Annotated in this window: 21 protein-coding genes; 14 read left to right on the top strand and 7 right to left on the bottom strand. The window is 69.8% G+C overall.

Going from position 1 to position 22,689, the window contains the following annotated elements:
- Positions 1–65: 65 nt before the first annotated feature.
- The 3 genes from ACAH41_RS20665 to ACAH41_RS20655 form a co-directional block, all read right to left on the bottom strand.
- Positions 66–2,027 (bottom strand): hypothetical protein, encoded by a 1,962-nt coding sequence (locus ACAH41_RS20665; RefSeq protein WP_325654234.1) that lies wholly within the window; start codon positions 2,025–2,027, stop codon positions 66–68.
- Positions 2,028–2,175: 148 nt separating this feature from the next.
- Entirely contained in the window at positions 2,176–3,636 is a 1,461-nt protein-coding gene (locus tag ACAH41_RS20660) for a PLP-dependent aminotransferase family protein (RefSeq protein WP_325654232.1), read from the bottom strand.
- A gap of 9 nt (positions 3,637–3,645) precedes the next feature.
- Positions 3,646–4,242, bottom strand: a complete 597-nt coding sequence (locus ACAH41_RS20655) for a LysE family translocator (protein ID WP_325654231.1) — start codon at positions 4,240–4,242, stop codon at positions 3,646–3,648.
- A gap of 132 nt (positions 4,243–4,374) precedes the next feature.
- Between ACAH41_RS20655 and ACAH41_RS20650 the strand changes: the two genes are divergently transcribed.
- The 4 genes from ACAH41_RS20650 (at position 4,375) to ACAH41_RS20635 (ending at position 6,946) form a co-directional block, all read left to right on the top strand.
- Positions 4,375–4,758 (top strand): winged helix-turn-helix domain-containing protein, encoded by a 384-nt coding sequence (locus ACAH41_RS20650; RefSeq protein WP_325654229.1) that lies wholly within the window; start codon positions 4,375–4,377, stop codon positions 4,756–4,758.
- Between the two features lie 67 nt (positions 4,759–4,825).
- Entirely contained in the window at positions 4,826–5,593 is a 768-nt protein-coding gene (gene modA, locus ACAH41_RS20645; protein ID WP_325654227.1) for a molybdate ABC transporter substrate-binding protein, read from the top strand.
- A 19-nt stretch (positions 5,594–5,612) separates the two neighbouring features.
- Entirely contained in the window at positions 5,613–6,284 is a 672-nt protein-coding gene (modB, locus tag ACAH41_RS20640) for a molybdate ABC transporter permease subunit (RefSeq protein WP_325654225.1), read from the top strand.
- A complete protein-coding gene (locus tag ACAH41_RS20635; protein WP_325654223.1) occupies positions 6,281–6,946 on the top strand; it encodes an ATP-binding cassette domain-containing protein in 666 nt (221 codons plus the stop codon). The genes modB and ACAH41_RS20635 overlap by 4 nt, the downstream gene beginning before the upstream one ends.
- Positions 6,947–6,951: 5 nt before the next feature.
- Here the strand turns inward: ACAH41_RS20635 and ACAH41_RS20630 are convergent, their stop codons facing one another.
- From ACAH41_RS20630 to ACAH41_RS20615, 4 genes are all read right to left on the bottom strand, one after another.
- On the bottom strand, positions 6,952–7,452 hold the full coding sequence (locus ACAH41_RS20630; RefSeq protein WP_325654221.1) for a hypothetical protein: 501 nt from the start codon (positions 7,450–7,452) through the stop codon (positions 6,952–6,954).
- 41 nt (positions 7,453–7,493) lie between these two features.
- Positions 7,494–8,075: a GNAT family N-acetyltransferase gene (locus ACAH41_RS20625; protein WP_325654219.1), complete on the bottom strand. Its 582-nt coding sequence runs from the start codon at positions 8,073–8,075 to the stop codon at positions 7,494–7,496.
- A gap of 12 nt (positions 8,076–8,087) precedes the next feature.
- Positions 8,088–9,014 carry a LysR substrate-binding domain-containing protein gene (locus tag ACAH41_RS20620; protein ID WP_325654217.1) on the bottom strand — a complete coding sequence of 309 codons (927 nt, stop codon included), beginning with the start codon at positions 9,012–9,014 and terminating at the stop codon, positions 8,088–8,090.
- Between the two features lie 169 nt (positions 9,015–9,183).
- Positions 9,184–9,885, bottom strand: coding sequence for a PEP-CTERM sorting domain-containing protein (locus tag ACAH41_RS20615; RefSeq protein WP_325654215.1), 702 nt, complete (start codon positions 9,883–9,885; stop codon positions 9,184–9,186).
- A gap of 305 nt (positions 9,886–10,190) precedes the next feature.
- Here ACAH41_RS20615 and ACAH41_RS20610 point away from each other — a divergent pair, with 305 nt between their 5' ends.
- The 10 genes from ACAH41_RS20610 (at position 10,191) to ACAH41_RS20565 (ending at position 22,689) form a co-directional block, all read left to right on the top strand.
- Positions 10,191–13,331, top strand: a complete 3,141-nt coding sequence (locus ACAH41_RS20610; protein WP_325654213.1) for a two-component regulator propeller domain-containing protein — start codon at positions 10,191–10,193, stop codon at positions 13,329–13,331.
- Between the two features lie 11 nt (positions 13,332–13,342).
- Complete coding sequence (locus ACAH41_RS20605) at positions 13,343–13,996, top strand: response regulator transcription factor (RefSeq protein WP_325654211.1); 654 nt, start codon at positions 13,343–13,345, stop codon at positions 13,994–13,996.
- Between the two features lie 357 nt (positions 13,997–14,353).
- Positions 14,354–15,304 (top strand): EpsD family peptidyl-prolyl cis-trans isomerase, encoded by a 951-nt coding sequence (locus tag ACAH41_RS20600; protein WP_325654209.1) that lies wholly within the window; start codon positions 14,354–14,356, stop codon positions 15,302–15,304.
- Positions 15,301–16,257: a polysaccharide export protein EpsE gene (gene epsE / locus ACAH41_RS20595; RefSeq protein WP_325654208.1), complete on the top strand. Its 957-nt coding sequence runs from the start codon at positions 15,301–15,303 to the stop codon at positions 16,255–16,257. Before ACAH41_RS20600 ends, epsE begins: the two co-directional genes overlap by 4 nt.
- A 17-nt stretch (positions 16,258–16,274) precedes the next feature.
- Positions 16,275–17,699 (top strand): chain length determinant protein EpsF, encoded by a 1,425-nt coding sequence (gene epsF, locus ACAH41_RS20590; protein ID WP_325654206.1) that lies wholly within the window; start codon positions 16,275–16,277, stop codon positions 17,697–17,699.
- Between the two features lie 17 nt (positions 17,700–17,716).
- Positions 17,717–18,658, top strand: coding sequence for a polysaccharide biosynthesis tyrosine autokinase (locus ACAH41_RS20585; protein WP_325654204.1), 942 nt, complete (start codon positions 17,717–17,719; stop codon positions 18,656–18,658).
- Positions 18,659–18,674: 16 nt separating this feature from the next.
- Complete coding sequence (xrtB, locus tag ACAH41_RS20580) at positions 18,675–19,556, top strand: exosortase B (protein WP_325654202.1); 882 nt, start codon at positions 18,675–18,677, stop codon at positions 19,554–19,556.
- Positions 19,553–20,308, top strand: coding sequence for an exosortase-associated protein EpsI, B-type (gene epsI, locus ACAH41_RS20575; protein WP_325654200.1), 756 nt, complete (start codon positions 19,553–19,555; stop codon positions 20,306–20,308). Before xrtB ends, epsI begins: the two co-directional genes overlap by 4 nt.
- Positions 20,305–21,507: a glycosyltransferase family 4 protein gene (locus ACAH41_RS20570; RefSeq protein ID WP_325654199.1), complete on the top strand. Its 1,203-nt coding sequence runs from the start codon at positions 20,305–20,307 to the stop codon at positions 21,505–21,507. Before epsI ends, ACAH41_RS20570 begins: the two co-directional genes overlap by 4 nt.
- Before the next feature lie 33 nt (positions 21,508–21,540).
- Positions 21,541–22,689 carry a glycosyltransferase family 4 protein gene (locus ACAH41_RS20565; RefSeq protein WP_325654197.1) on the top strand — a complete coding sequence of 383 codons (1,149 nt, stop codon included), beginning with the start codon at positions 21,541–21,543 and terminating at the stop codon, positions 22,687–22,689.

Raw genomic sequence — 22,689 nt, 5'->3', positions numbered from 1 at the left:
CGGCATGGGTGAGCCAAGAAAAACGGCGCCCCGCGGGGCGCCGTCGTGTCAAGGGCAAAAGCAGCTCAGTGGCAGGACTGGCCCGCCGAGGTGACGGGGCAGCTGCTGTAGTTGCTCTGCAGGTCCACGCCGTCGCCGGTACGGCCGTAGAGCGCCAGGGTCTTGGCGTCGTTGGCATTGACCACGCTGCCGCGGTTGCCCAGGCTGATGGTGGCGTCGCGCGCGCTGGGGCTCAGGCCGCGCTCGCCCAGCCGGCCGTTGCCGCCGTCGCCGCAATCGGCACGGCTGGCGCAGACGGTCGCACCGTCCAGGCCCAGCGGGCCGTGGGCGAAGCTCCAGGCGGCGTGGAAGCTGCCGCTGGCGCCGCCGTCGATGGCCAGGTTGCGCAGCGCGCTCACGCTGTCGGCGTCCAGCTCGGGCCAGGGCAGGCTTTCCATGGCCGACCAGACCGGCGGCACGCCGTTGACGTCCACGTCGTAGCTGGTCTGGCCTTCGATGGCCATCGGCACGCTGCAGTCGCCGTCGCTGAAGAACGAGAAGGTCACCGTGCGACCGCCACGGTAGAAGTTGCGCACCACGGCGTCGCCATCGGTGCCTTGCGGCAGCGAGACCCAGGTGTCGTCCGGGCCGCGCAGCTGGCCGACCAGGCGGTCGGTGCTGGCGCCGTTGCCAAAGCCGTCGGTGGTCCACAGCGACAGGCGCTGCACGTTCTCGCCGTAGCGTTTGAAGTAGGCGATGGTGGTCGCGGCGCCGCTGCTGTCGTGCTGCGAGACCTGGGCGCACATCAGGCCCGAAACCGCGCCCACGTCGAAGGCGAGCGCGCGGTCGTAGTCGAACACCGGCTCGGTGCTGTCGATGCGGCGGGTGCGCTGGGCCTTGGCGGCGGCGTGCAGGCTGATCGGCAGCAGGTCGCCGAGGAATTTCCACTGGCCGTCGATCTGGGTCACGGCCATGCCGTCGCCCACCGGCTTGACGTTGCCGTCGGTGTCCTGCAGCACGAACGAGACGCGGCAGGTCGGCGTGGCGCCGGTGTCGCAGCGGCCCAGCGTCGGGCTCATCAGCCGGGAGCCCCACATCGGCGTGCCGTCGTCGCCCTCGGCGAAGAAGCTGCACAGGCCTTGCGCGACCGCCGCGGCGCCGCGTGCCACGTCGTTGCCGTCGCCCAGCTGCATGTGGGCGCCCGGCGCCAGCGAGCGCAGGATGCCGGTGCTGGTCTCGCTGCAGGCCGAGGCGCTGGCCAGCGAGGCCGTCATGTTGTTGAACAGGGTTTCCAGGCCACCCAGCTGCAGGCTGCTGGCGCTGGCGGTGGTCGTCACGGTGCCGGAGGTATCGCCCTGCGTCATGTAGACGTTGCCCTCGCCGATGCGCGGCGTGATCTGGACGAAGGCGGTGCCGGCGTCCGAGCCGGTGCTCACGCCCACGGCGTCCAGCACACCGTCATAGCCGGTGCGCGAGCCGGCGGTCAGCGGGCTGGAAACAAAGTCGAGGGTGCCGGTGATGCCGGCGCTGGCCAGCACGCTGGACAGGCTGGTGCGCAGCTGGTCCTGGGCCGAGGCGATGCTGTCGGTGGTGAGGCCCGTGGCGGTGCCGCTCATCAGCGTGTCGGGCGACTGGCCGGAGGCCAGCAGCACCATCGCGCTGGTCAGCGGCGTGACGTTGGCGGTGCCGGCGGCGCTGGTCACCGAGTAGACGCACAGGTAGTTCGGGCCGGCGTAGCCGCAGGCTTCGATGCGGTAGGGTGCGGTACCGGTCAGCGTCACGTCGGCATAGGTGCCGTCCGCGGCAATCGCCAGGTCGCTGACGACCACGTTGCCGTTGGCGTCCAGCACGCGCAGCTTGCCGTTGGTGATGGGCGCCCCCACGGCCACGGTGCCGGAGATGGCATTGGCCGGGACCACCGGTGCGCCGCCGCTGCCGCCACCTGCATCGGCCGAGTCACTGCCGCTGCCGCAGGCGGCCAGCGTCATGAGGGAGGCCATGGCCACGGCCGTCAGGCCGAAGCGTCGCGTGGGCGAAAGAAGGCGCATCGAATGTCTCCTGCCAAAAAGGCGTTGGGATGAGGTATCCCGGCTTTTCGGCTGGCACATGGGCTGCTGAAGCGCAAAGCTGGCGGCGGCCGTTGCCGGGTCGCCAAGCGTGACGGGCGGCACGTTTGGTGCTGGGGTGACCCAAACGTCACGGCTTCAGTGCGTCGCCCGCCACCCGGCTCAGTGCCGAGCGGCCGCTGGCCAGCGCCTGCAGCCGGCTCTGCAGGTACTCAGCCAACCGGGCCTGCTGGCTGAACACCACGTTGAAGCGCAGGTGCGGGTCTGGCGCTGTTCCGGGGGGTGCTTCGGCGCGGAAGGTGGCGCCGCGGGCCAGCAGGATCTGCTGGCGATAGGCGTCCTGCACCAGCAGGTCCACGTCCACGCCGGCCGGCAGCTCGCCCCACAGGAACAGCCCACCTTCGCCAGGCGTGCCGAAGCTGATGCCGGCTTCCGTGAGCTGGCGGGTGCAGGCGTTGCGCGCGGCCAGCAGCTTGCGCTGCAGCCGCTCCAGGTGCTTGCGCCAGCGGCCGGCCGAGAGCAGTTCCAGCAGCACGTATTCGTTCAGCGCCGCACTGCTCAGCACGGTGTAGATCTTCTGGCGCAGCAGCTGCCGCAGCAGCTCGGGTGCGGCGGCCATGTAGCCCATGCGCAGCGCCGGGCTCAGGGCCTTGCTGAAGCTGGCGTAGTAGATGACGCCGTCCAGCCCCGAGAGCGCGGCCAGGCGCGTGGGCGTGCCGGGGTGGAAGTGGCCGTGCACGTCGTCTTCGGCCAGCAGGCAGCCGTGCTGCTGGGCCAGCACCAGCACGCGGTGCAGGTTGGCCGGCGTGCTGCCCCAGCCGGTCGGGTTGTGCAGCGTGCTCTGGATGAAGAACAGCCGCGGCCGGTGCGCGCGGCAGGCAGCTTCCAGTTCGTGCAGGTCCACGCCGTCTGGCCGGCGCGTGATGGGCACGATGCGCACCCCCGCCTCGCGCAGCCGGCCGAACATCAGGAAATAACCCGGGTTCTCGACCAGCACCGTGTCGCCCGGCTGCAGGAAGGCGCGGCAGATCAGGTCGATCGCCTGGGTGCCGCCGTAGGTGGTGAGCACGCGCCCGGCGTCCACCGCCATGCCCTGGCTGCGCAGCAGCATCGCAATGCGCTCGCGCAGCTCGGGCAGGCCTTGCGGCGGGCAGCGCGAGGCCATGCCGGCGCTGCTGCGCGCCAGGCCACGCTGCACCACGGCGGCCGGCACCGCGTCTTCCAGCCAGCTGGGCGGCAGGCCGCCGCTGCTGGCCAGCAGCACGCCGGGGCGCTGCTCGTTGGCCTGTTGCGCCAGCCACACCGGTTCCTGCTCCTGGCCGGCCTCCAGCGCCGCGGCGTCCGGCAGCGAGGCGGCCTGTTCGCAGACGAAAAAGCCGGCGGTGCCGCGCGAGTCGATGCAGCCGGCGGCGACCAGCCTGTCATAGGCGGTGATCACGGTCTGCAGCCCCACGCCGAGCTGCTGCGCCAGCTGGCGGATGGACGGCAGCCGCGCGCCGGCCGGCAGCTGGCCGCTGGCCACCAGCGCGCGCACACCGGCCTCGATCTGGTCAGCCAGGGCCACGGGCGAGTCACGGTCGATGGAGAACATCGCGGCAGTCTAGGTGCGCAGCATCGAGACGGCCAGCACCGCAAGCGTCAGCCCCATCAGCGCGTTGAAGGCGCGTTGGCGCCGTGGGTCGGCCAGGAGGCCGCGGATGGCCGCGCCGAACATCACCCACACCGAGTTGCAAGGAAAGCCGATGGCCCAGCCGACCAGCCCGATCAGCAGCGCACCGGCCAGCGGCGGCATGCCGGCCGGCATGAAGACGGCGCCCAGCGTCAGCGCCTTGATCCAGCTCTTGGGGTTGACCGCCTGGAACGCGGTCGCCTGCCAGAAGCCCGGCTGCTGGCCGGCGCGGGCCTGCGCGCCGGTGCGCGTGCGCGCCATCTGCCAGGCCAGCCACAGCAGGTAGGCCACACCCACCAGCCGCAGCACCGCATGCAGCCGCGGGTGCGCCAGCAGCAGGCTGCCCAGCCCGAGGCCGCACAGGACGGTCTGCACGAACAGGCCCATGTTGATGCCGAGGATGAACGGCAGGCTGCTGCGGTAGCCCTGGTTGGCGCCCAGCGTGGCCAGCATCACATTGTTCGGCCCGGGCGTGCCGGACATCACCAGGCAGTAGGTCAGCAAGGGCATCCATTCGGTGTTTGTCATGCTGTGCAGCGTAGGCGGCCGGGTCGCCGCTGCCCAGTCACAACAGCGCTGCGTCTTGCCGCATCTGTGCGGGTGCCGGGACCCGCACAGTGGTGCTCCAATGCAGCGGCTTTCACTGCATGATCCACCGCCATGCCCACCACGAAAAAAGCCGGCAAAGCCGCAGCGTCCAAGCCCGAACTGAAGCTGCGCATGCGCATCTCGCTGGGCGAACTGGTGGGCGTGGGCCCGGGCAAGGTGGCCTTGCTGGAAGCGCTGGCCGAAACCGGCTCCATCACCGCGGCAGCCAAGTCGCTGGACATGTCCTACCGCCGCGCCTGGCTGCTGATCGCCGAGCTGAACCGCGCGCTGCGGCAGCCGGCAGTGAGCTCCGCGGTGGGTGGCCAACGCGGCGGCGGCAGCCAGCTGACCGACACCGGCCGCGAGGTGATTGCGCTGTACCGCGGCATCGAGGCCGAGGCGCTGAAGGCCTGCCAGGCCGACATCCGCAAGCTGATGAAGCTGATGGCGGGCTGAGCGGCCGGCGCGGCACCGTTATGCTCTGCGGTATATTTCGCGGCCCCTCCTCCTCGGACCGCACAGCATGACTTTCCCCTGGACTTTGAAGCCCCTGCGCGAAGGCGTCTTCGCTGCGCTGGCCCTGCTCAGCCTGGCCACGCACGCGGCCGACCTGACCGTCTCGGCCGCGGCCAGCCTCAGCAATGCCTTCAAGGACCTGGGCCCTGGCTTCGAGGCGCAGAACCCGGGCACCAAGCTGCTGTTCAACTTCGCCGCGTCGGACGCCTTGCTGGCCCAGATCGCCAAGGGTGCGCCGGTCGACGTGTTCGCCTCGGCCGACCAGGAAACCATGGACAAGGCCGAGCAGCAGAAGCTGCTGGCCACCGGCAGCCGGCGCAACTTCGCCGCCAACAGCCTGGTGCTGATCACGCCGCTGGAGGGCGGCCTGCCGCTGCAGGCGCTGGCTGACCTGGGCAAGCCCGAAGTCAAGCGCATTGCACTCGGCAAGCCCGAAGGTGTGCCGGCCGGGCGTTATGCCAAGGGCGCGCTGGAGGCGGCCAGGCTGTGGCCCGTGGTCGAACCCAAGGCCGTCTACGCACAGAACGTGCGCCAGGCGCTGGACTACGTGGCCCGTGGCGAGACCGAGGCCGGCTTTGTCTACGCGACCGACGCGGCAGTGCAGAAGGACAAGGTCAAGGTGGTGCTGACCGTGCCGACCGAAACCGCGATCAGCTACCCCATTGCGGTGGTCGAGGGCGGCAGCAACGCGGACGCAGGCCGCAAGTGGCTGGCCTACGTGACCTCGCCGGCTGGGCAGGCCGTGCTCGCCAAGTACGGCTTCCAGAAACCCTGACGGCCTGACCTTGCAGTCGATGGACGCAGCCTGGATCGCCCTCGCGCTGTCGCTCAAGGTGGCCGGCTGCGCCACCGCGCTCAACCTGGTGCTGGGCACGGCGGCGGGTTTTGCGCTGGCGCGGCTGCGCTTTCCCGGCCGTGAACTGCTGGACGCGCTGCTGACGCTGCCGCTGGTGCTGCCGCCCACGGTGCTGGGCTACTACCTGCTGGTGCTGCTGGGCAAGCGCGGCTGGCTGGGCGGTTGGCTGTACCAGCACTTCGGCGTCCAGCTGATCTTCACCTGGCAGGGCGCCGTGCTGGCGGCCAGCCTGGTGGCGTTTCCGCTGGTGCTGAAATCGGCCCGCGCCGCCTTCGAGGGCGTGGATGCGCAGCTGGAGCAGGCCGCGCGGGTGCTGGGCCTGGGCGAATGGGCGGTGTTTTTCCGCGTGACGCTGCCACTGGCCTGGCGCGGCGTGCTGGCCGGCGTGCTGCTGGCGTTCGCACGTGCTTTGGGCGAATTCGGCGCCACGCTGATGGTGGCCGGCAGCATCCCGGGCCGCACGCAGACGCTGTCGGTGGCGATCTACGAGGCCGTGCAGGCCGGGCAGGACGACACTGCCAACCTGCTGGTGCTGATCACCTCGGTGACCTGCGTGCTGGCGCTGCTGCTGGCCGGGCGGCTGGCGCCGGCGCGGAGCGCAGTGAAATGAGCTGGGACGTGGCGATCCGCAAGCGCGTGAGTGGCGGCGGCCGGCAGTTCGAGCTGAATTTGGCGTTCCAGTCCGACGCGCGCCGCATCGTGCTCTACGGCCCGTCGGGCGCCGGCAAGAGCCTCACGCTGCAGGCCATTGCCGGCTTGCTGAAGCCCGACAGCGGCCATGTCCGCTTTGCCGGCCAGACCTGGTTCGACGCCGCGGCCGGCGTCAACCAGGCTGCCCGCAGTCGGAAATTGGGTTACCTGTTTCAGGACTACGCGCTTTTCCCGCACCTCACGGTCCGGCAGAACATTGGCTTTGGCCTGCAACGCGGCCTGCTCAATCCCGCGGCGCGCAGCCACAGCCCGGCTGTCCAGCATTGGCTGCAGGCCTTCGAATTGACCGAGATGGCCGGCCAGTGGCCGCACCAGCTCTCAGGTGGGCAGCGCCAACGCGTGGCGCTGGCGCGTGCGCTGGTCAATCAACCACAGGCCTTGCTGCTGGACGAGCCGTTTTCGGCGCTGGACCCCGCGCTGCGCGGCCGCATGCGCGACGAGCTGCAGGCGCTGCTGGACCGCATCGACCTGCCGATGTTGATGATCACGCACGACCCCGAGGACCTGGCGCGATTCGGCGAGCACCGGCTGCTGATCCACAACGGCGTGATCAGCCGCTGAATCCCTCAGGACTGGGGCACCGCGCACAGCCTGCGGAAAGGCGTGTGCAGCAGCTCGCGCCGGTGCCAGCCGGTGCCGTCGATGATCGCGTACTCGGCCGCATAGCAGCCGTCTTCCGAGGCGATCTCCACGTACAGCGTCGGCTTGACCTTGCCGCCGCCATGCTCGCAGACATAGACGAACAGGCTCTCCGGCCGCTGTTCGGCCAGCAGCTTGCGGAACAGCGCGCGGCGCACCGGCGCATCGGCCAGCATCGCCGCGTCGTCCACGCCACGCGTGGCCGGGGGAATCCATTCGGTGCCCAGCATCTGGCCGGGAATGCAGCCATCCATCTCGATCGCGTACAGCTGGCCATCCAGCGTCATGCCGCGGCGGATGTTGGTGCGCAGCGGCGTGAACACTTCACGAAAAGCCGAGTTCAGGTCGGCTGACTCCATGAAGCGGTGCTGGCGGCTGCCGCGGTGGTCGTCCATGGGCAGGGAAAAAGCCGGGTTGCGCGTGTTCATGGCAGTTCTTCGGCCATGCGCGCAAAGGCTTTAGTGGGCAATCACCCGAAATGCGCGCCCTTTGCCTGGCTGGCTGCCACTCGCTGTGTCATCGACGTGAACGCGAAGCGCCGGCCGTCGATCAGGAACATGTCGGGGATTTCGCCGGTGACCTGGAAGCCGTTGCGCAGGTAGAGCTGCACGGCGGGTCGGTTGGCGCTGAGCACTTGCAGGTCCACCCAATGCAGCGTGCCGGTGGCTTCGGCCCATTGTGTGGCGTGGGCCAGCAGGCGGGCGCCGAGGCCGCGTTGGCGGTGATCGCGGTGCACGCCCATGCCGAGCAGGCAGCGGTGGCTGGCATGGGGTTGGGCGTGGGCGCGCAGGTCGATGTGGCCGAGGATGTCGCCACCCGCATTGCGGGCCACCCAGGTGCGGCGCCAGCCGGGCGCGGGCAGTGCGATGGTGGCGCCTTGGCGAAAGGACTGCAGCGTGGCCAGCGGCGGGCGGGACTCTGCCGCGGGCAGCGGTTGGAAGTAGTGGCCATGCAGGCCGTTGTCGCCGAGGTGGTCGGCGAGGTAGAGGCAGAAGGCGTCGAAACCGTCGGCCTGCACGGCTTCGATGCGCGGGATGTCGGGTGTGGGCATGCGGCGTGGGTGTCAGCCGGGCAGCGAGCCGGCCGCTGCGGCCTGCGGCAGGCCGCTGACGAGTTGCGCCAGCACCTGGCGGGCCTGGCGGGTCAGGGCGCTGGGGCGCTTGTGGGCCGAGGTGGCGAGGCACAGCACGCTGTTGAGCAAGGGCGTGAGCGGGCGCACGCTGAGCAGGTCGCCGCGGCCGGAGGCGACCACGGCGCTGGGCGTGAGCACGGCGTGGCCGTAGCCGGCGCAGACCAGGTCGATCAGCGCGGCAACGCTGGAGACTTCCCAGGCGACCTGCAGCTTCAGGCCGGCCAGCAGCGTTTGCGTTTCGAGCAGGCGGCGGATGACGTGGGCGCGCTCGGGCAGCACCAGCGGGAACTGCGGCAGCTCGGCCAACGGCAGGCTGCGCGGCGTGCTGCGGCGCGGCTGGCCGGCGGCCGGCGAAACGAGGCCCAGCGGCTCGCTGAGCAGTGGCTCGAATTCGAGCTCGGGCTGCGGCTCGGGGTTGTAGACCAGGCCGAGGTCGACCCGGCCGGAGACGATCCATTCGGCAATGTGGCTGGACAGGCCTTCGACGATGGCGAGCCGGGCGCGTGGCAGCTGGCGCTGGAAGGCGTCGATCAGCGGCAGCGTGAGCTGGCGGCCCATGCTGGGCGGCAGCGCGATGGTGATGCGGCCGACCGGCTCGTCGCGCTGGGCGCCCAGGTCGGCCCGCGCGGCGGCGAGCTGCTGCAGCAGGCCCACGCTGTGCTGGAACAGGCGCTCGCCGGCTTCGGTCAAGGTGACGCCGCGGCCGTTGCGGCTGAGCAGGGTTTCGCGCAGCTCCACTTCCAGCAGCCGCACCTGCCGGCTCAGGGCGGACTGCGCAATGTCCAGCGACACGGCGGCGCGGCTGAAGCTGCGGTGTTCGGCAACGGCGACGAAATACTCGAGCTGCTTGAAGTCCATGGGGGCGAAGGAGGCAGTTTCGCCGCGCACAAAAAAAGCCAGCCCGGCGGAGGGCAGAGTGTGCCCCACGCCGGCTGGCTCAACCACAAGGCTTCGTCGCGAAGACGAACCCGCGGACTCATTACCTGAAAACTGAGAAAGCGGGCGGCCCGCCGGCCGCCCGTGCCGTTCACTGCGGCGTGATCTGGCGGATGAACAGGTTGTCCACGCCGACGTTGAAATAGGTGAAGCCGTAGACCCAGCCCGGGATCAGCGTGGTGAAGACGATTTCGTCGGCACCGGCGATGACGTTGGCGAAGGTCCGGCCGGGCGGCAGCTTGGGCTCGTAGGTCACCGGGTCTTCGGCGCCGTAGCCGCCCCAGCCTTGCGGCAGCGCGGTGGCGGCCGGGTCGGCCACGGTCACCGAGTAATGCTGCCAGCCCTTGTTGGCCGGGCTCAGCGTGCCGACGATGTACCAGACGGAGGTGTAGGGGTAGCCGTCGGCCGGGTTGTCGTAGTCGCGGAATTCGACTGCCAGGTCGCGCGTCACCGAGTCGTGGAAGAACACGATGTCGTGCACGTTGACGTCCAGGCCGATCTCGAAGGCATTGCCGGTCTTCAGGTCGCCGGTCCAGCTGGGCTTCTGCTCGCTGAAGGTGATGCCGAAGTCTTCGAACTTGGTCTGCAGCGATGGCGCGGCGTTGCCGGACTTCTTGTTGATGAAGCTGGCGCCACCAATGCCGCCGGGGCCGGTCCAGCCCGCGCTGTTCTTGCTGAAGGTGGCAATGCGCAGGCCTTCGTCGGCGGCATGCGAGGCCAGCGGCAGGGCCAGTGCGGGCAGCAGCGTGGCGAGGGCGGCCAGCAGCCGGGAGGTGGACATCGTCGAGGGCATGGGCGGATTTCCGTGGGTTTGGGGGAGGGCGCAACCGCCTGTGCAGTGGCCGGGTTCGTGGCCCGGCTGGCGTGCAGGTGGTGCCAGGCCAGTTTAGGAAGCCGCCCCTCGCCGGGCCAGCCCGGATCGTGCAGCCCGGGGGCTACCCTTTCGTGTAATCCGACCGCACACGCCGCACCGGCCGGGCGGCGGCCTGCTGCCACAATCGGCCGCAGCAGTGCCCGGGCCGCCTGCCCCGCAGCCCGGTGGTTTTCTTTCCTGGAGCAGATGGCAGCACGATGAAGGCGCGAGCGCGCAGGCTTGCCATGGCGTGGCAATGGATGATGCTGGCCGCGGCCTTGCTGGCCGGGCTGCCGGGCCGTGTGCTGGCGCTGCCGGCCATGCTGGACCTGGCCCAGTTCCACCACAGCGCCTGGCTGACCCGCGATGGCGCGCCGTCCGAAGTCAACAGCCTGGCGCAGACGGCCGACGGCTACCTCTGGCTGGGCTCGGCCACCGGGCTGTTCCGTTTCGACGGCGTGCGCTTCGAGCGCTTCGCGGCCGGCTCCGGCCAGGCCCTGGTGTCGCAAAGCGTGGCCTCGCTGCTGGCATCGCGCGATGGCGGCTTGTGGGTCGGCTACCGCTACGGCGGGCTGAGCCATTGGAAGGATGGACGCCTGCGGCACGTGGGTGCGGCGCAAGGCCTGCCGACCGGCACCGTGACCGGGCTGGCGCAGCAGGCCGACGGCAGCCTCTGGGTGGCGACCGCGCACGGGCTGGCGCGCCAGCAGGGCGAGCGCTGGTTGACGCTGGGCGCCGCGCAAGGTTTGCCGGACCTGCCGTTCTACGCGGTGATGGTGGACGGGTCCGATGGCGTCTGGGCGCTGGCGGACGATGCGGGCCATTGCCTGCCACGTGGCGCGGCGCGCTTTGCCCGCTGTGGCGATTCGCAAGGCCACGGCCAGCTGGCCTTGGGCCCGCAGGGCGCCGTGTGGGCGACGAATGGCACGCGCGGCGTCTGGCCGCTGACCGCAGCGCCGCTGGCACCGGGCCAGCCGCCTGCGCTGTCGCCTTCGCTGCCGGCGCGTGTGGCGGTCGAGCCCGGCCCGGGCGACCTGAGCACGCTGATGTTCGACCGCGACGGCACGCTGTGGCTGGGCGCGCGCAGCGGGCTGGCGCGGGTGGTCGCGCCGCAGCAGATGCCCAGCGGCGGCTACCTGGGCCTGCCGGACGCGGAGGCCGCACAGTGGTTCAAGCCTTCGCAGGGGCTGAGTGGCGAGCTGGTGATGAGCATGCTGGAGGACCGCGAAGGCACGGTCTGGGTGGCCACCACCGGCGGGCTGGACCGCTTTCGCCGCAACAAGCTGACGCGGGTGCTGCTGCCGCCGCAGTCGCTGTGGTTCAGCCTGGCCGCGGGCGAGGGCGGCAAGGTCTGGGCCGGCAGCGTGACCGGTCCTTCGGCGCTGCTGCTGCCCACCGGCGGCACCAGCCCGGGCTTCGTGCGGCAGCCCACGCTGGGCCCGCGCATCACCGCGGCCTACCGGGCGCGCAATGGCGAGGTCTGGCTGGGTGGGGCCACCGGGCTGTGGCGCGCGCGTGGCAGCCGGGTCGAGCCGGTGCCCCTGCCGCCGGCCGCGGCGGGCAATCCGCTGCAGGCGATTGGCGAAGACGCGCAGGGGCGGCTGTGGCTCTCGGTGATGCGCGAAGGCATGTTCCGCCGCGAGAGCGGCAACGATGCGAAGGCCTCGGCCGGGGCCGAGCGCTGGACGCGCCAGCCGTTGCCGGCCGGCGTCGACTTTGTCTACCCGCTGGCGATGGGGCTGGACCGCGAGGGCGCGCAATGGCTGGCCTTCAATGCCAACCACCTGGTGCGGCTCTCGCCCGGGGAGCCGCGCCAGGCCCGGCATTTCACCGAGGCCGACGGGCTGAGCCTGGGTTCGCCGCTGGCGCTGGACGGCAGCGGCGAGCGGCTGTGGCTGGCCGGCGAACAGGGCGTGGCCTGGTTCGATGGCCAGCGCTTCCACGCGCTGCAAGTGGCCGGCGAGGCCTTGATGGGCGTCTCCGGCCTGGTGCTGGGCGGCGACGGCAGCCTGTGGCTGAACAGCGCAACCGGCATCCTGCACATCGCGCCAGCCGAGCTGGCCGCGGCGCTGCAGCAGCCGGCGCATGCCGTCACCTTCGAGCGCTTCGACTATCACGACGGGCTGGACGGCGCGCCCTCGCAGCTGCGGCCGATTCCCTCGGCCGTGAAGGGCAGCGACGGGCGGCTCTGGTTCGCGACGACCAACAGCGTGGTCTGGCTGGACCCGCGGCGCATTGCGCGCAACCCGCTGCCACCGCCGGTCCACCTGCAGGCGCTGGTGGCCGATGGCCAGGCCCAGCCGCTGAAGGAAGGCCTGCAACTGGCGGTGGGCACGCGCAGCCTGGAGATCCACTACGCGGCGCTGAGCCTGTCGATGCCGGAGCGGGTGCACTTCCGCTACCGGCTGCAAGGCGTGGACAGCGACTGGCAGGACGGCGGCACGCGCCGTGCGGCCTACTACACCAACCTCGGCCCGGGCCACTACCGCTTCGAGCTGCTGGCGGCCAATGAAGACGGCGTGTGGAGCCCGCAGGGCGCGGCGCTGTCGCTGGCCATCCTGCCGGCTTTCTACCAGACCTGGTGGTTTCCGCTGATGTGCGTGCCGGTGGTGCTGGGCCTGCTGGCCTGGGGTTTCAGGCTGCGCGTGCGCAGCCTGACGCGGCGCCTGAACGAGCGCCACCAGGCCCGGCTGCTGGAGCGCGAACGCATTGCCCGCGAGCTGCACGACACGCTGCTGCAAAGCGTGCAGGGCCTGCTGCTGCGTTTCCAGTCCGCGGCCGACCGGCTGCCCGACGAGACCCGCGAGCGCGCGGGCCTGACGCGGGCGCTGGACCTGGCCGAGCAGGTGCTGGTCGAGGGGCGGGACCGGGTGGGCGCCTTGCGCTCGCCGGGCGAGCCCGGGCCGGCGTTGGACCAGCGGCTGCAGGCCTTGGGCGAGCAGCTGGCGCAGGAGCACGGTGTGGCGTTTGAACTGCAGCGCAGCGGCGTGCCGGTGCAGCTGGCGCCGGCCGAGCAGGAGGAGCTGTGGCTGATCGCCCGCGAGGCCTTGCTGAATGCCTTCAACCATGCGGCGGCCGGCCGGGTGCAGTTGACGCTTGCGCAGGGCGCCGGCAAGCTGCTGCTGCAGGTGCAGGACGATGGCCGCGGCCTGCCACCCGAATGGCTGGCCGCGGGTGCGCGCCCGGGCCACTGGGGCCTGGCGGGCCAGCGCGAGCGCGCGGCCCGGCTCGGCGCGCGGCTGTCGCTGCAGAGCGCGCCTGGCCAGGGCACCACGCTGCGCCTCGAATGGCAGCGCCGCAGCGCCGGGCCGTGGCAGCATTTGCGGCGCTGGTGGCGTGCCGCTGGCAATGGGCCTCCCCGATCCGGCGACACTGCCGATTTCTGACCCCCTCACGCATGACCGCCGAAGCGCCTCGCCCTGCCGAACCGCCGCCCCCGATCCGGGTGCTGACGGTGGACGACCACGCGCTGCTGCGCGAGGGCATTGCCAGCATGCTGGCGCAGCAGCCGGACCTGCAGGTGGTGGCCGAGGCCGGCAATGGCCGCGAGGCCGTCGAGGCCTTCCGGCAGCACCGGCCGGACGTCACGCTGATGGACCTGCAGATGCCGCTGATGGGCGGCGTGGAGGCAACGCTTGCGATCCGCGCCGAGTGGCCGCAGGCCCGCATCGTCGCGCTGACGACCTACAAGGGCGATGTGCAGATCCGCCGTGCCCTGCAGGCCGGTGTCAGTGGCTACCTGCTCAAGAGCATGCTGCGCAAGGAGCTGGTGGACGGCATTCGCCAGGTGCATGCCGGCCGGCGCCTGGTGCCGCCGGAAATCGCCACCGAGCTGGCCGAGCACCTGCTCGACGAAGCGCTGAGTCCGCGCGAGACCGAGGTTTTGCGGCTGGTTGCCCAGGGCGGCTCGAACAAGCGGGTGGCGGGTCTGCTGGCGGTGACGGAGGACACCGTCAAAGCCCACATGAAGGGCATTCTGGCCAAATTGGGCGCAGTCGACCGCACGCACGCCGTGACGATCGCGCTGCGGCGCGGCATCATCGAACTGTGATCAGGCCGCAAGCCCACCGCGACTTCCGCTGAGTTTCTGAGACGCTGTCCTCCAAGGCCGCCCCGGCCGTGCCCGGGCGGCCTTTTTCACGTCTGCACCACAGCTGCGCATGCTTCTTGCTCAGGGCTTACCCCGAGTTAATCGCCCTTTGGGTCCGGCCAGCGCATGTTGCGCAGGGCGGGTTCGATGGTGTGTGGTGTGGGTGGCGGGGTCGACTGTTGGGGGTCGGACGCGCTTCCCGCCCTTGGTGGTGGGGTGGAGTTCAGGTTTGCCCCCGGTCCGTCAAGCGCCTTCAGAGCGCGGCGTCCGGGTCCTGAATGAGACCCCGTACCGGCGATCTCGCCAGATGGGAGTGTCATGTCAAGAAGCAGTACCAGGCCGACAGCGGCCGGCTTGCTGGTCGGCCTCGCGGCCGCCGCAATGCTGGCGGCTTGTGGCCGCAGCAGTGAGCCATCGGTCGCCACCCAGGTCGCCGTGCGCGTCAATGAACGCGACATCACTGTGCATCAGATCAATCAGCAACTGGCCCAAAGCCGACAGTTGGGGCCCGAGCAGGTCCAGACCGCCAGCCGCGAGGTGCTGGAGCGGCTGATCGACCAGGAGCTTGCGCTTCAGCAGGCGCTGGAACAGAAGGTCGACCGCGAACCGGCGGTGGTGGCTGCCATCGAGGCCGCCAGGCGCGACGTGATCGCCCGCGCCTACATCGAACGCATCATCGGCGGCATTGGCGCGCCGAGTGCCGCCGAAGTTCAGGCCTACTACCAGGCCCACCCGGCACTGTTTGCCGAGCGCCAGATCTACACGCTGGTGCAAATGGACGTGGCGCTGCCCGAAGCCCGCCTGCCCGAGCTGCAGGCCAAGGCGCAGGAAGGCAAGGGCGTGGAGGCAGTCGCCAGTTGGGCCGCCAGCCAGTCGCTCGCGCATGCGTCCACCCAGTCGACCCAGGCGGCAGAGACCCTGCCGCTGGATCTGGTGCCGCAACTCGCCGCACTGCCGGCCGGCCACGGCGCTGTCCAGGCGGCCAACGGCGGGGCGCATGTCTGGTTCGTGACGGCGCGCCAGTCCTCGCCGGTGGCACTGGACCAGGCCCGTCCGGTGATCGAGCAGGCGCTGGTCAACGAACACAAGCGCCTGGCGGCGCTGGCCGAGGTCAAGCGGCTGCGCGGCACCGCAAAGCTCGAATACCAGGGCCCGTTTGCCGGCCCCGGTCCGGTGAAGACCGTGGCCCAGGCGGAGCCAGCTGCGGCGGCCGCCTCCGGCACCGCGCTTGACGATGGGCAGCTGAAAAAAGGCCTGGGATTGCCATGAGTGTTGTACCTGTTTCCTCCTGTGACATGGCCGCCGCCGTGCCGGCCCGCGGCGCAGCGCTGCTGGCCACATGGCAGCGCATGCGAAGCCGCTGCAAGGCCCTCATCGCGATGTCCGCTGCGGCCTTGCTGATGTCCGCCTTGCCCGCAGCCGGCTGGGCCCAGGGTGCGGCGGCCGTGGGTGTTTCGCCCAGCGCCGCCGTGACCGCATCGCCGGCGCCGCTGGCCGAATACCGGCTGGGCGGGGGGGACTTGATCCGCGTGCTGGTCTACCAGAACCCGGACCTGACGATGGAGACCCGGCTGTCCGACAACGGGCTGATTTCCTACCCCTTGCTGGGTGCGTTGAAGCTGGGCGGCTTGACGGTTGGCGAGTCAGAGCGCGTCATCGCCGACGGGTTGCGCAAGGGCGAATTCGTCAAGAACCCGCAGGTCAGCGTGCTGCTGATGACGGCGCGCAGCAGCCAGGTCAGCGTGCTCGGCCAGGTGCAGCGGCCGGGACGTTACCCCCTCGAAACGGCACAGACCCGGCTCAGTGACGTGCTGGCGCAGGCTGGCGGTATCCAGCCTTCGCTGGGCAGCGACCAGATCACCGTGGTCGGCAGCCGCGATGGCAAGGCCTTCCGCAAGCTGGTCGACCTGCCGCAGGTCTTCAGCGGCGAGCAGCGGCCCGATGACATCGTGCTGCAGGGCAACGACGTGATCTTCGTTGACCGTGCACCGGTGTTCTTCATCTATGGCCAGGTGCAAAAGCCCGGCATGTTGCGCCTGGAGCGCGGCATGACGCTGCTGCAAGGCCTGGCGGCCGGCGGCGGCTTGACGCTGCGCGGCACCGACAAGGGCATTCGCCTGCATCGCCGAGCGGCGGACGGCCGTACCGCGGTCTTGGAACCCGGCATGGACGACGCCCTGCGCGACGGCGATGTGATCTACGTGCGCGAAAGCCTGTTCTGAGCGGAGACGCAAGCACCATGACCCTTTCCCTGACCCAGTTCATTGCCGTGTTGCGAGGCCGCTGGAAGCTGGCGCTCGCGGTGCTTGCGACCACCGTGCTGCTGGCACTGGCCGTGACGCTGTTGATGACCAAGAAATACACCGCCTCGGCCAGTGTGGTGATGGACGTCAAGCCTGACCCGCTGACCGGCATGGTGGCCGGCGGCGGCGTCAATGCAACGCTGATGGCCACGCAGGTCGACATCGTCGAGAGTGATCGTGTGACGCGCCGTGTCATCCAGAACCTGAAGCTGGATCAGAACCCGGCGTTGCGTGCCGCCTGGGTGTCGGCGACCAACGGCGTGGGCACGATGGAAGACTGGCTGGCCAGGGTGCTTGCGGTTTCGCTGGACGTGCGCCCGAGCCGCGAGAGCAACGTGATGTTCGTCAGCTACGAAGCGGCCGATCCCGACTTCGCCGCGACGATGGCGAATGCCTATGTGCAGGCCTACATGCAGACGACGCTGGAATTGCGGGTCGACCCAGCCCGGCAGTACAGCGACTTCTTCGACCAGCGCAGCAAGGATGCACGCAACACGCTGGAGGCCGCGCAGGCCAAGCTGAGCGACTTTCAGCGTGAGCACGGCGTGATCGGCAGCGACGAGCGCATCGACGTGGAGACCATGCGGCTCAATGAACTCAGCAGCCAGTTGGTGACACTGCAGGCCCTGTCGTCTGAAAGCCAGAGTCGTCAGGCACAAGTCCGTGGCGGCCACTCTGATCAACTCGCTGAAACGCTGACCAACCCGGTCGTGTCCAGCCTGAAGCTCGACCTGGGGCGGGCCGAGGGCAACCTCAAGGAACTCGGCATGCGTTTGGGTGCAAACCACCCTCAGGTCCAGCAGGCCCAGACCCAGGTCGCCGAGTTGCGCAACCGGCTGGCCAGCGAAATGGCGCGTGCCTCCGGTAGCGTTGGCGTGAGTGCCAGCATCAATGCTGCGCGCTTGGGTGATCTGCGTACCCAGTTGGACCAGCAACGTACCAAGTTGCTGTCGCTCAAGCAGGTCAGAGACAGCATGGGCGTGCTGCAGCGTGACGTGGATAACGCGCAGCGTGTCTACGACCTTCTGGCGGGCCGACAAAGCCAGACGGCGCTTGAAACCCATGTGCAGCAATCCAATGTGAATCCGCTGAGCCCTGCTGTGGTGCCAGCCAGTGCGTCATCGCCCAAGCGCCTGCTCAACCTGGTGGCCTCGGTTTTCGCCGGCCTGTTCTTCGCCGCGCTCGCTGCACTGGTGGCCGAATTGCGTGACCGCAGGGTGCGTGGTCCAGGAGATCTGGTGCAGGCGCTGGGCCTGCCGATGCTGGGCGTGTTGCCGACGCCGCGCAACCCCAAGCTGAACGCCCAACAACTCAAGCAGCGCGTGGTCACCGGCCGCGCATTGACCCCGGCCCGCCGTTGAAGCCAAGGAGCGATTCGATGAATTTGCAGGACATCCTCGCCCCCCGCCGGAAGTCGGCCAGGCCCATGCCGTCGGATGCCGAAGACGGCACGCCATCGCACACCCCTGCGGACGGCACGCGCACGCTGGGCGAGATCCTTGCCGAGCTGCGCCAGCTGTCGCCCGAACAGATCGAGCAGGTGGGCAGCCACCAGCGCCAGAACGGCTTGCGCTTTGGCGAGGCCGCCATCGAGCTCGGCTTGGTGTCGCATGACGACGTGCTGCGTGCGCTGTCGCTGCAGTTCAACTACGCCTACGGCAGTGCCGAGAGCCAGCGGCTCAGCCCTGAGCTGGTCGCGCTGAACCAGCCGTTCGGCCACCAGGCCGAGGCCTTCCGCATGATCCGCTCGCAGCTGCAGCTGCGCCTGGGCAATGCCGAAGGGGCGGTGCGCACACGCCGGCGCGCGCTGGCGGTGGTGAGCCCCAATTCAGACGATGGCAAGACCTATTTCTGCGCCAACCTGGCGGTGGCGCTGAGCCAGCTGGGCCAGCGCACGCTGGTGGTCGACGCCGACCTCCGCGGACCGCGGCTGCACGAGGTGTTTGGCGTGCCGAACGACCTGGGCCTGTCGGGCCTGCTCTCCGGCCGGCATGGCGACACGGTGATCAAGCCGGTGCCCGGTGTGCCGGACCTGTTTGTCTGCCCGGCCGGCACCCGTCCGCCGAACCCGCTGGAGCTGCTGGAGCGCCCGGCCTTCGGCCTGCTGATGCACGAGCTGCAGCAGCGCTTCGACCATGTCATCGTCGACACGCCGGCCGCCGAATACGGTGCCGATGCGCTGGTGATCTCGGCCCGCTGCGGGCAGGCGCTGGTGCTGGCGCGCAAGCACGCCAGCCAGGTGGCCACGCTGCAGGAACTGAGCGCCTCGCTGAGTGCCGCCAACACCACGCTGACCGGCGTGGTGATGAACGATCGCTGAGCCCCTTGCACCGCTGATGAGCTCTGTGCTGACCCCCTCCCAGTCGCTGCGCCCTGGCGTTGCCAACTGGGCATGGTGCTGGATGGCGCTCGGGCTGGCTGTCATGTATGTGCCGGCGTTGGTCGAACTGGCGCAAGACCTCTGGCGCACTGACCGTCAGGGCCATGGTCCGCTGGTACTGCTGGTGGCGAGTTGGCTGTTCTGGCGTCAGTGGCCCCAGCTCAATGCACAGGACGGTCGGCAGCCCGCGTTGGTTGCCGGCTGGATGTTGCTCGTGGTCGGGCTGCTGCTTTACGTGTTGGGTCGATCACAGCTGACCTATGTGTTCGAGATTGGTTCGCTGATCCCGATGGTGGCTGCCTGTGTGTTGTTGCAGCAAGGCGGTGCCGGGCTGCGTGCGGTCATCTTTCCGCTGTTCTTCCTGCTGTTTGTCGTGCCCTTGCCCGACAGCTGGGTGGACCTGCTGACCCAGCCGATGAAGGCCGCCGTCTCGGCGGTGGCTGAATGGCTGCTGCGCAGCCTGGGCTATCCGATCGCGCGCACCGGCGTGGTCCTGCAGATCGGGCAATACCAGTTGCTGGTGGCCGATGCCTGCGCCGGCATCCAGTCGCTGTTCACGCTGGAAGCCTTGGGATTGTTGTACCTGAATGTGGTGCGGCATTCGTCGGCGCTGCGCAATGTCGCGCTGGCCATCCTGGTGGTGCCGGTCAGCTTCACGGCCAACGTGGTGCGGGTGGCGGCGCTGTGCCTGATCACCTACCACCTGGGCGATGCGGCAGGCCAGGGCTTCCTGCACCAGTTCTCAGGGCTGCTGCTGTTCCTCACCGCCTTGCTGCTGATCATCGCGGTGGACAGTGGCCTGCGCAGGTTGTCCCTGGCGCGCGGGGCGAAGCAATGAGCGGCCTGACCAGCCTGCCGCCGGTGCCGTCCGTGCCACAGCGCGCGGCTGATCCGGTGCGCCGTGCGGTGCTGGCCGCCGGGCTGATGGCGGGTGCGGCGTGGGTTGCGGCGCAAACCACGCCGCGCCTGCCGCTGATCGGTCGCATCGGCCGATTGGACCTTGCGCATGACGTGCCGGAGCGATTCGCCGGGTGGCGGCTGGATCCGCAGGGCGCGGTGCTGGTGGTCAACCCCGAACAGCAGGCCTTCATCGACCAGATCTACAGCCAGACGCTGAGCCGTGTGTACCTGGACGGCGCCGGTCAGCGCGTGATGCTGTCGGTGGCCTACAGTGAAGACCAGCGCCGCGGTTCGGCCTTGCATGAGCCCGAGGTCTGCTACCCGGCGCAAGGCTTTCGCATCCAGCGCCGCTCGCGGGGCGATGTGCTGTGGACGGACGGCGCGCGGCCGCCGGTGGTCCTGCCGGTCCAGCGTCTGGAAACCGTGCTGAACGCGCAGCGCTTCGAGCCTGTCAGCTACTGGATCGTGATTGGCCAGCGCCTGGTCGTTGGTGCCATCCAGCGCAAGCTGGCGCTCTACCACTACGGCCTGCAAGGCCTGATCGCCGACGGCATGATTGTCCGCGTCTCGACCGTGGGCCGCGACAGCGCACACGAATTTGCGCTGCAGGCGCGTTTCATTGCCGAACTGCTGGCGGCCGTGCCGGAGCCGGTGCGCAGCCGGCTGGCCGGCCGGGAGGGACCCGCATGACCCAGGTGCTGATGCTGACCTGCCAGTACATGCCCGACGTGTTTGGCGGCGCTGAGAAGCAATGCCAACGTGTGGCCACGGGCCTGGCGGCCCACGGCCAGCAGGTGCAGGTGCTGACCTCGACCCAGCAATGGGCGGCGCGTGGCCTGAGCCAGGAGGCCGCCGTCGCGGTGCACCGGCTGTGGGTGCCGGCGGCGCCGGATCTGCTGGGCCGCTGGCTGCTGTTCTCGCTGTGGTGGTGGCTGGCCGTGATGGCCTGGGGCTGGCGGCACCGCCGCAGCATCGATGTCGTGCATTGCCACCAGGGCAAGTTCGGCGCCTTTGTCGGCACCTGCCTGGGCCGGCTGCTGGGCAAGCCGGTGCTGATCAAGATCGGCAACTCGGAAGACGAGATGGACCTGCGCTGCCTGCAGCGCAAGGCATGGGTCGGCAAGCCGATGACCCGCTTCGTGCTGCGCCAGCGGCCCTTGTTCGTCGCGATCTCGGCGGTCATCGAGCGCAACCTGCGGGATTTCGGCTGCCAGGACGTGTTGCGCATTCCGAACGGCGTGCCGGTGAGCCTGGCACAGCCTGCGCCCGGGTCCGGCACCGCAGGCGCGTTGTCCGACGGGCCACAGTTTTTCTATCACGGCCGCATCGAGGAGATCAAACGCGTGGACGTGCTGATCGCCGCGTTTGCCGCATTGGCACCCGAGCTGCCGCCCGGCAGCCAGCTGCACATCGTCGGGGACGGTGCAGGCCTGCCGGCCGCGCGCGCTGCTGCCGCGGCGCTGGGGCCCCTGGCCGCGCGGGTGGTGTTCCATGGCGCGCTGCCGCAGGCCGTGGCGTTTGTGCAGCGCTTCGATGTGTTCGTCAACGCTTCGCGTGCCGAGGGCTTCTCGAACTCCTTGCTGGAGGCCCTGGTGCTGGGCAAGCCGATGGTGTCCACGCCGGTCAGCGGCGCCGCCGAGGCCATCGTCGACGGCGTCAATGGCCAACTGGCCACCGCTTTCGACGCAGCCGCGTTGGCCGCTGCGATGCGCCGCGCGCTGCCGCTGCTGGACGCCGAGGGACGGGTTCGCGCCCAGGCGGCCTCGGCCCGGCTGGTCGACGAGGTGTTTGCCATGCCACGGGTGGTGCAGCGCTACGAGGCCTTGTATCCGCGGCTGGTCGAGGCCGCGGGCAATGCCGGTGCGGCCGGCGCCGCCGGCTGGTCCTGAAGCCCCATTCACGCACGACAGGGAGAAAACACAATGAAAGTGCTGATCGGCATGACACGCTCGGACACCACGCTGTCCGGGTCCTTCACCCACATCTGCCAGACCGGCGAGGCCTTCCGCGCCCGCGGTGCCGAGGTGGTCTATGTGCTGGGCGGGCAAGGCCCCGCCAATGAGCGGCTGCGCCAGGCGGGCTTCAAGGTCCACGAGCTGCCACAGCTGCACCGCGAGCTGCGCCCGCTGCGCGATGTGCTGGTGCTGCTGCAGCTGATGTGGCTGCTGATCAAGGAGCGCCCGCAGGTCACCTCCTGGCACACCGCGAAGATCGGCGCGCTGGGCCGCGTGGCGGCCATGCTGACGCTGCGCCGGGCCTATTACGTGGCTCACGGCGTGCCCTTCGTCAACACGCCGCAGAACAGCGGCTACAAGCTCTACGAGCGGCTGGAGCGGCTGCTGGCTTGGTTGCCGGCGCGCATCATCTGCGTCTGCCGCTTCGACTTCAACGAGTACCGGCGCATTGGCGTCAGCGCCGACAAGCTGATGACCATCCCGAACGGCATGAATGGCATTGACGACAGCGGCGCGCTGTCTGACGCGGCCGGTGGCGGCCGCCCGCTGCGCTTTGTCACCGCCGCGCGTTTCGAGACCCAGAAGGACTACGCGACACTGGCTGCCGCCTGCGGGCAGCTGAGCGATGCCGGCCTGCGGTTCGAGCTGCACATCTTCGGCAACGGCTCGCAGGAAACCCAGGTGCGCCAGCTGATGGCCGGTCTGCCTGAGGGCACGGTCCACTTCCGTGGCGTGGTCGACAACTTTGCCGCACAGTTGACGGAGCACGACGTGTTTGTGCTGTGCAGCCATTGGGAGGGCCTGCCGCGCAGCATCATCGAAGCCATGGCCTGCGGCCGTCCGGTGATTGCCAGCGACGTGGGCGGTGTCTCGGAGCTGATCGAGTCCGGCCGCAACGGCGAGCTGATCGGGCAGGGCGACGCCAGCGCATTCGCCAGCGCGATGCGGCGCTACATCGAGCAGCCCGCGCTGTGCCGCGCGCATGGTGAAAACAGCCGCCGCAAGTACCAGGCCGACTACACGCTGGACGTGATGCTGAGCCGCTATTGCGCCGAGTACCTGGGCGCGCCGCCGCCGGCCGCCAGCCCGGTCAGCCAGGCCGAGCAGAGGGCTTGA

The organism is Ideonella sp., assembly GCF_041287625.1.
Classification (GTDB): Bacteria; Pseudomonadota; Gammaproteobacteria; order Burkholderiales; family Burkholderiaceae_C; genus Ideonella.
Note: the sequence above shows the minus strand (reverse complement) of the source record. Positions and strands in the feature narration are given on the sequence as shown.

Coding starts and splice junctions, on each gene's coding strand:
- ACAH41_RS20665 (WP_325654234.1), bottom strand. CDS start 2,027: ATGCGCCTTCTTTCGCCCACGCGACGCTTCGGCCTGACGGCCGTGGCC.
- ACAH41_RS20660 (WP_325654232.1), bottom strand. CDS start 3,636: ATGTTCTCCATCGACCGTGACTCGCCCGTGGCCCTGGCTGACCAGATC.
- ACAH41_RS20655 (WP_325654231.1), bottom strand. CDS start 4,242: ATGACAAACACCGAATGGATGCCCTTGCTGACCTACTGCCTGGTGATG.
- ACAH41_RS20650 (WP_325654229.1), top strand. CDS start 4,375: ATGCCCACCACGAAAAAAGCCGGCAAAGCCGCAGCGTCCAAGCCCGAA.
- modA (WP_325654227.1), top strand. CDS start 4,826: ATGACTTTCCCCTGGACTTTGAAGCCCCTGCGCGAAGGCGTCTTCGCT.
- modB (WP_325654225.1), top strand. CDS start 5,613: ATGGACGCAGCCTGGATCGCCCTCGCGCTGTCGCTCAAGGTGGCCGGC.
- ACAH41_RS20635 (WP_325654223.1), top strand. CDS start 6,281: ATGAGCTGGGACGTGGCGATCCGCAAGCGCGTGAGTGGCGGCGGCCGG.
- ACAH41_RS20630 (WP_325654221.1), bottom strand. CDS start 7,452: ATGAACACGCGCAACCCGGCTTTTTCCCTGCCCATGGACGACCACCGC.
- ACAH41_RS20625 (WP_325654219.1), bottom strand. CDS start 8,075: ATGCCCACACCCGACATCCCGCGCATCGAAGCCGTGCAGGCCGACGGT.
- ACAH41_RS20620 (WP_325654217.1), bottom strand. CDS start 9,014: ATGGACTTCAAGCAGCTCGAGTATTTCGTCGCCGTTGCCGAACACCGC.
- ACAH41_RS20615 (WP_325654215.1), bottom strand. CDS start 9,885: ATGCCCTCGACGATGTCCACCTCCCGGCTGCTGGCCGCCCTCGCCACG.
- ACAH41_RS20610 (WP_325654213.1), top strand. CDS start 10,191: ATGGCGTGGCAATGGATGATGCTGGCCGCGGCCTTGCTGGCCGGGCTG.
- ACAH41_RS20605 (WP_325654211.1), top strand. CDS start 13,343: ATGACCGCCGAAGCGCCTCGCCCTGCCGAACCGCCGCCCCCGATCCGG.
- ACAH41_RS20600 (WP_325654209.1), top strand. CDS start 14,354: ATGTCAAGAAGCAGTACCAGGCCGACAGCGGCCGGCTTGCTGGTCGGC.
- epsE (WP_325654208.1), top strand. CDS start 15,301: ATGAGTGTTGTACCTGTTTCCTCCTGTGACATGGCCGCCGCCGTGCCG.
- epsF (WP_325654206.1), top strand. CDS start 16,275: ATGACCCTTTCCCTGACCCAGTTCATTGCCGTGTTGCGAGGCCGCTGG.
- ACAH41_RS20585 (WP_325654204.1), top strand. CDS start 17,717: ATGAATTTGCAGGACATCCTCGCCCCCCGCCGGAAGTCGGCCAGGCCC.
- xrtB (WP_325654202.1), top strand. CDS start 18,675: ATGAGCTCTGTGCTGACCCCCTCCCAGTCGCTGCGCCCTGGCGTTGCC.
- epsI (WP_325654200.1), top strand. CDS start 19,553: ATGAGCGGCCTGACCAGCCTGCCGCCGGTGCCGTCCGTGCCACAGCGC.
- ACAH41_RS20570 (WP_325654199.1), top strand. CDS start 20,305: ATGACCCAGGTGCTGATGCTGACCTGCCAGTACATGCCCGACGTGTTT.
- ACAH41_RS20565 (WP_325654197.1), top strand. CDS start 21,541: ATGAAAGTGCTGATCGGCATGACACGCTCGGACACCACGCTGTCCGGG.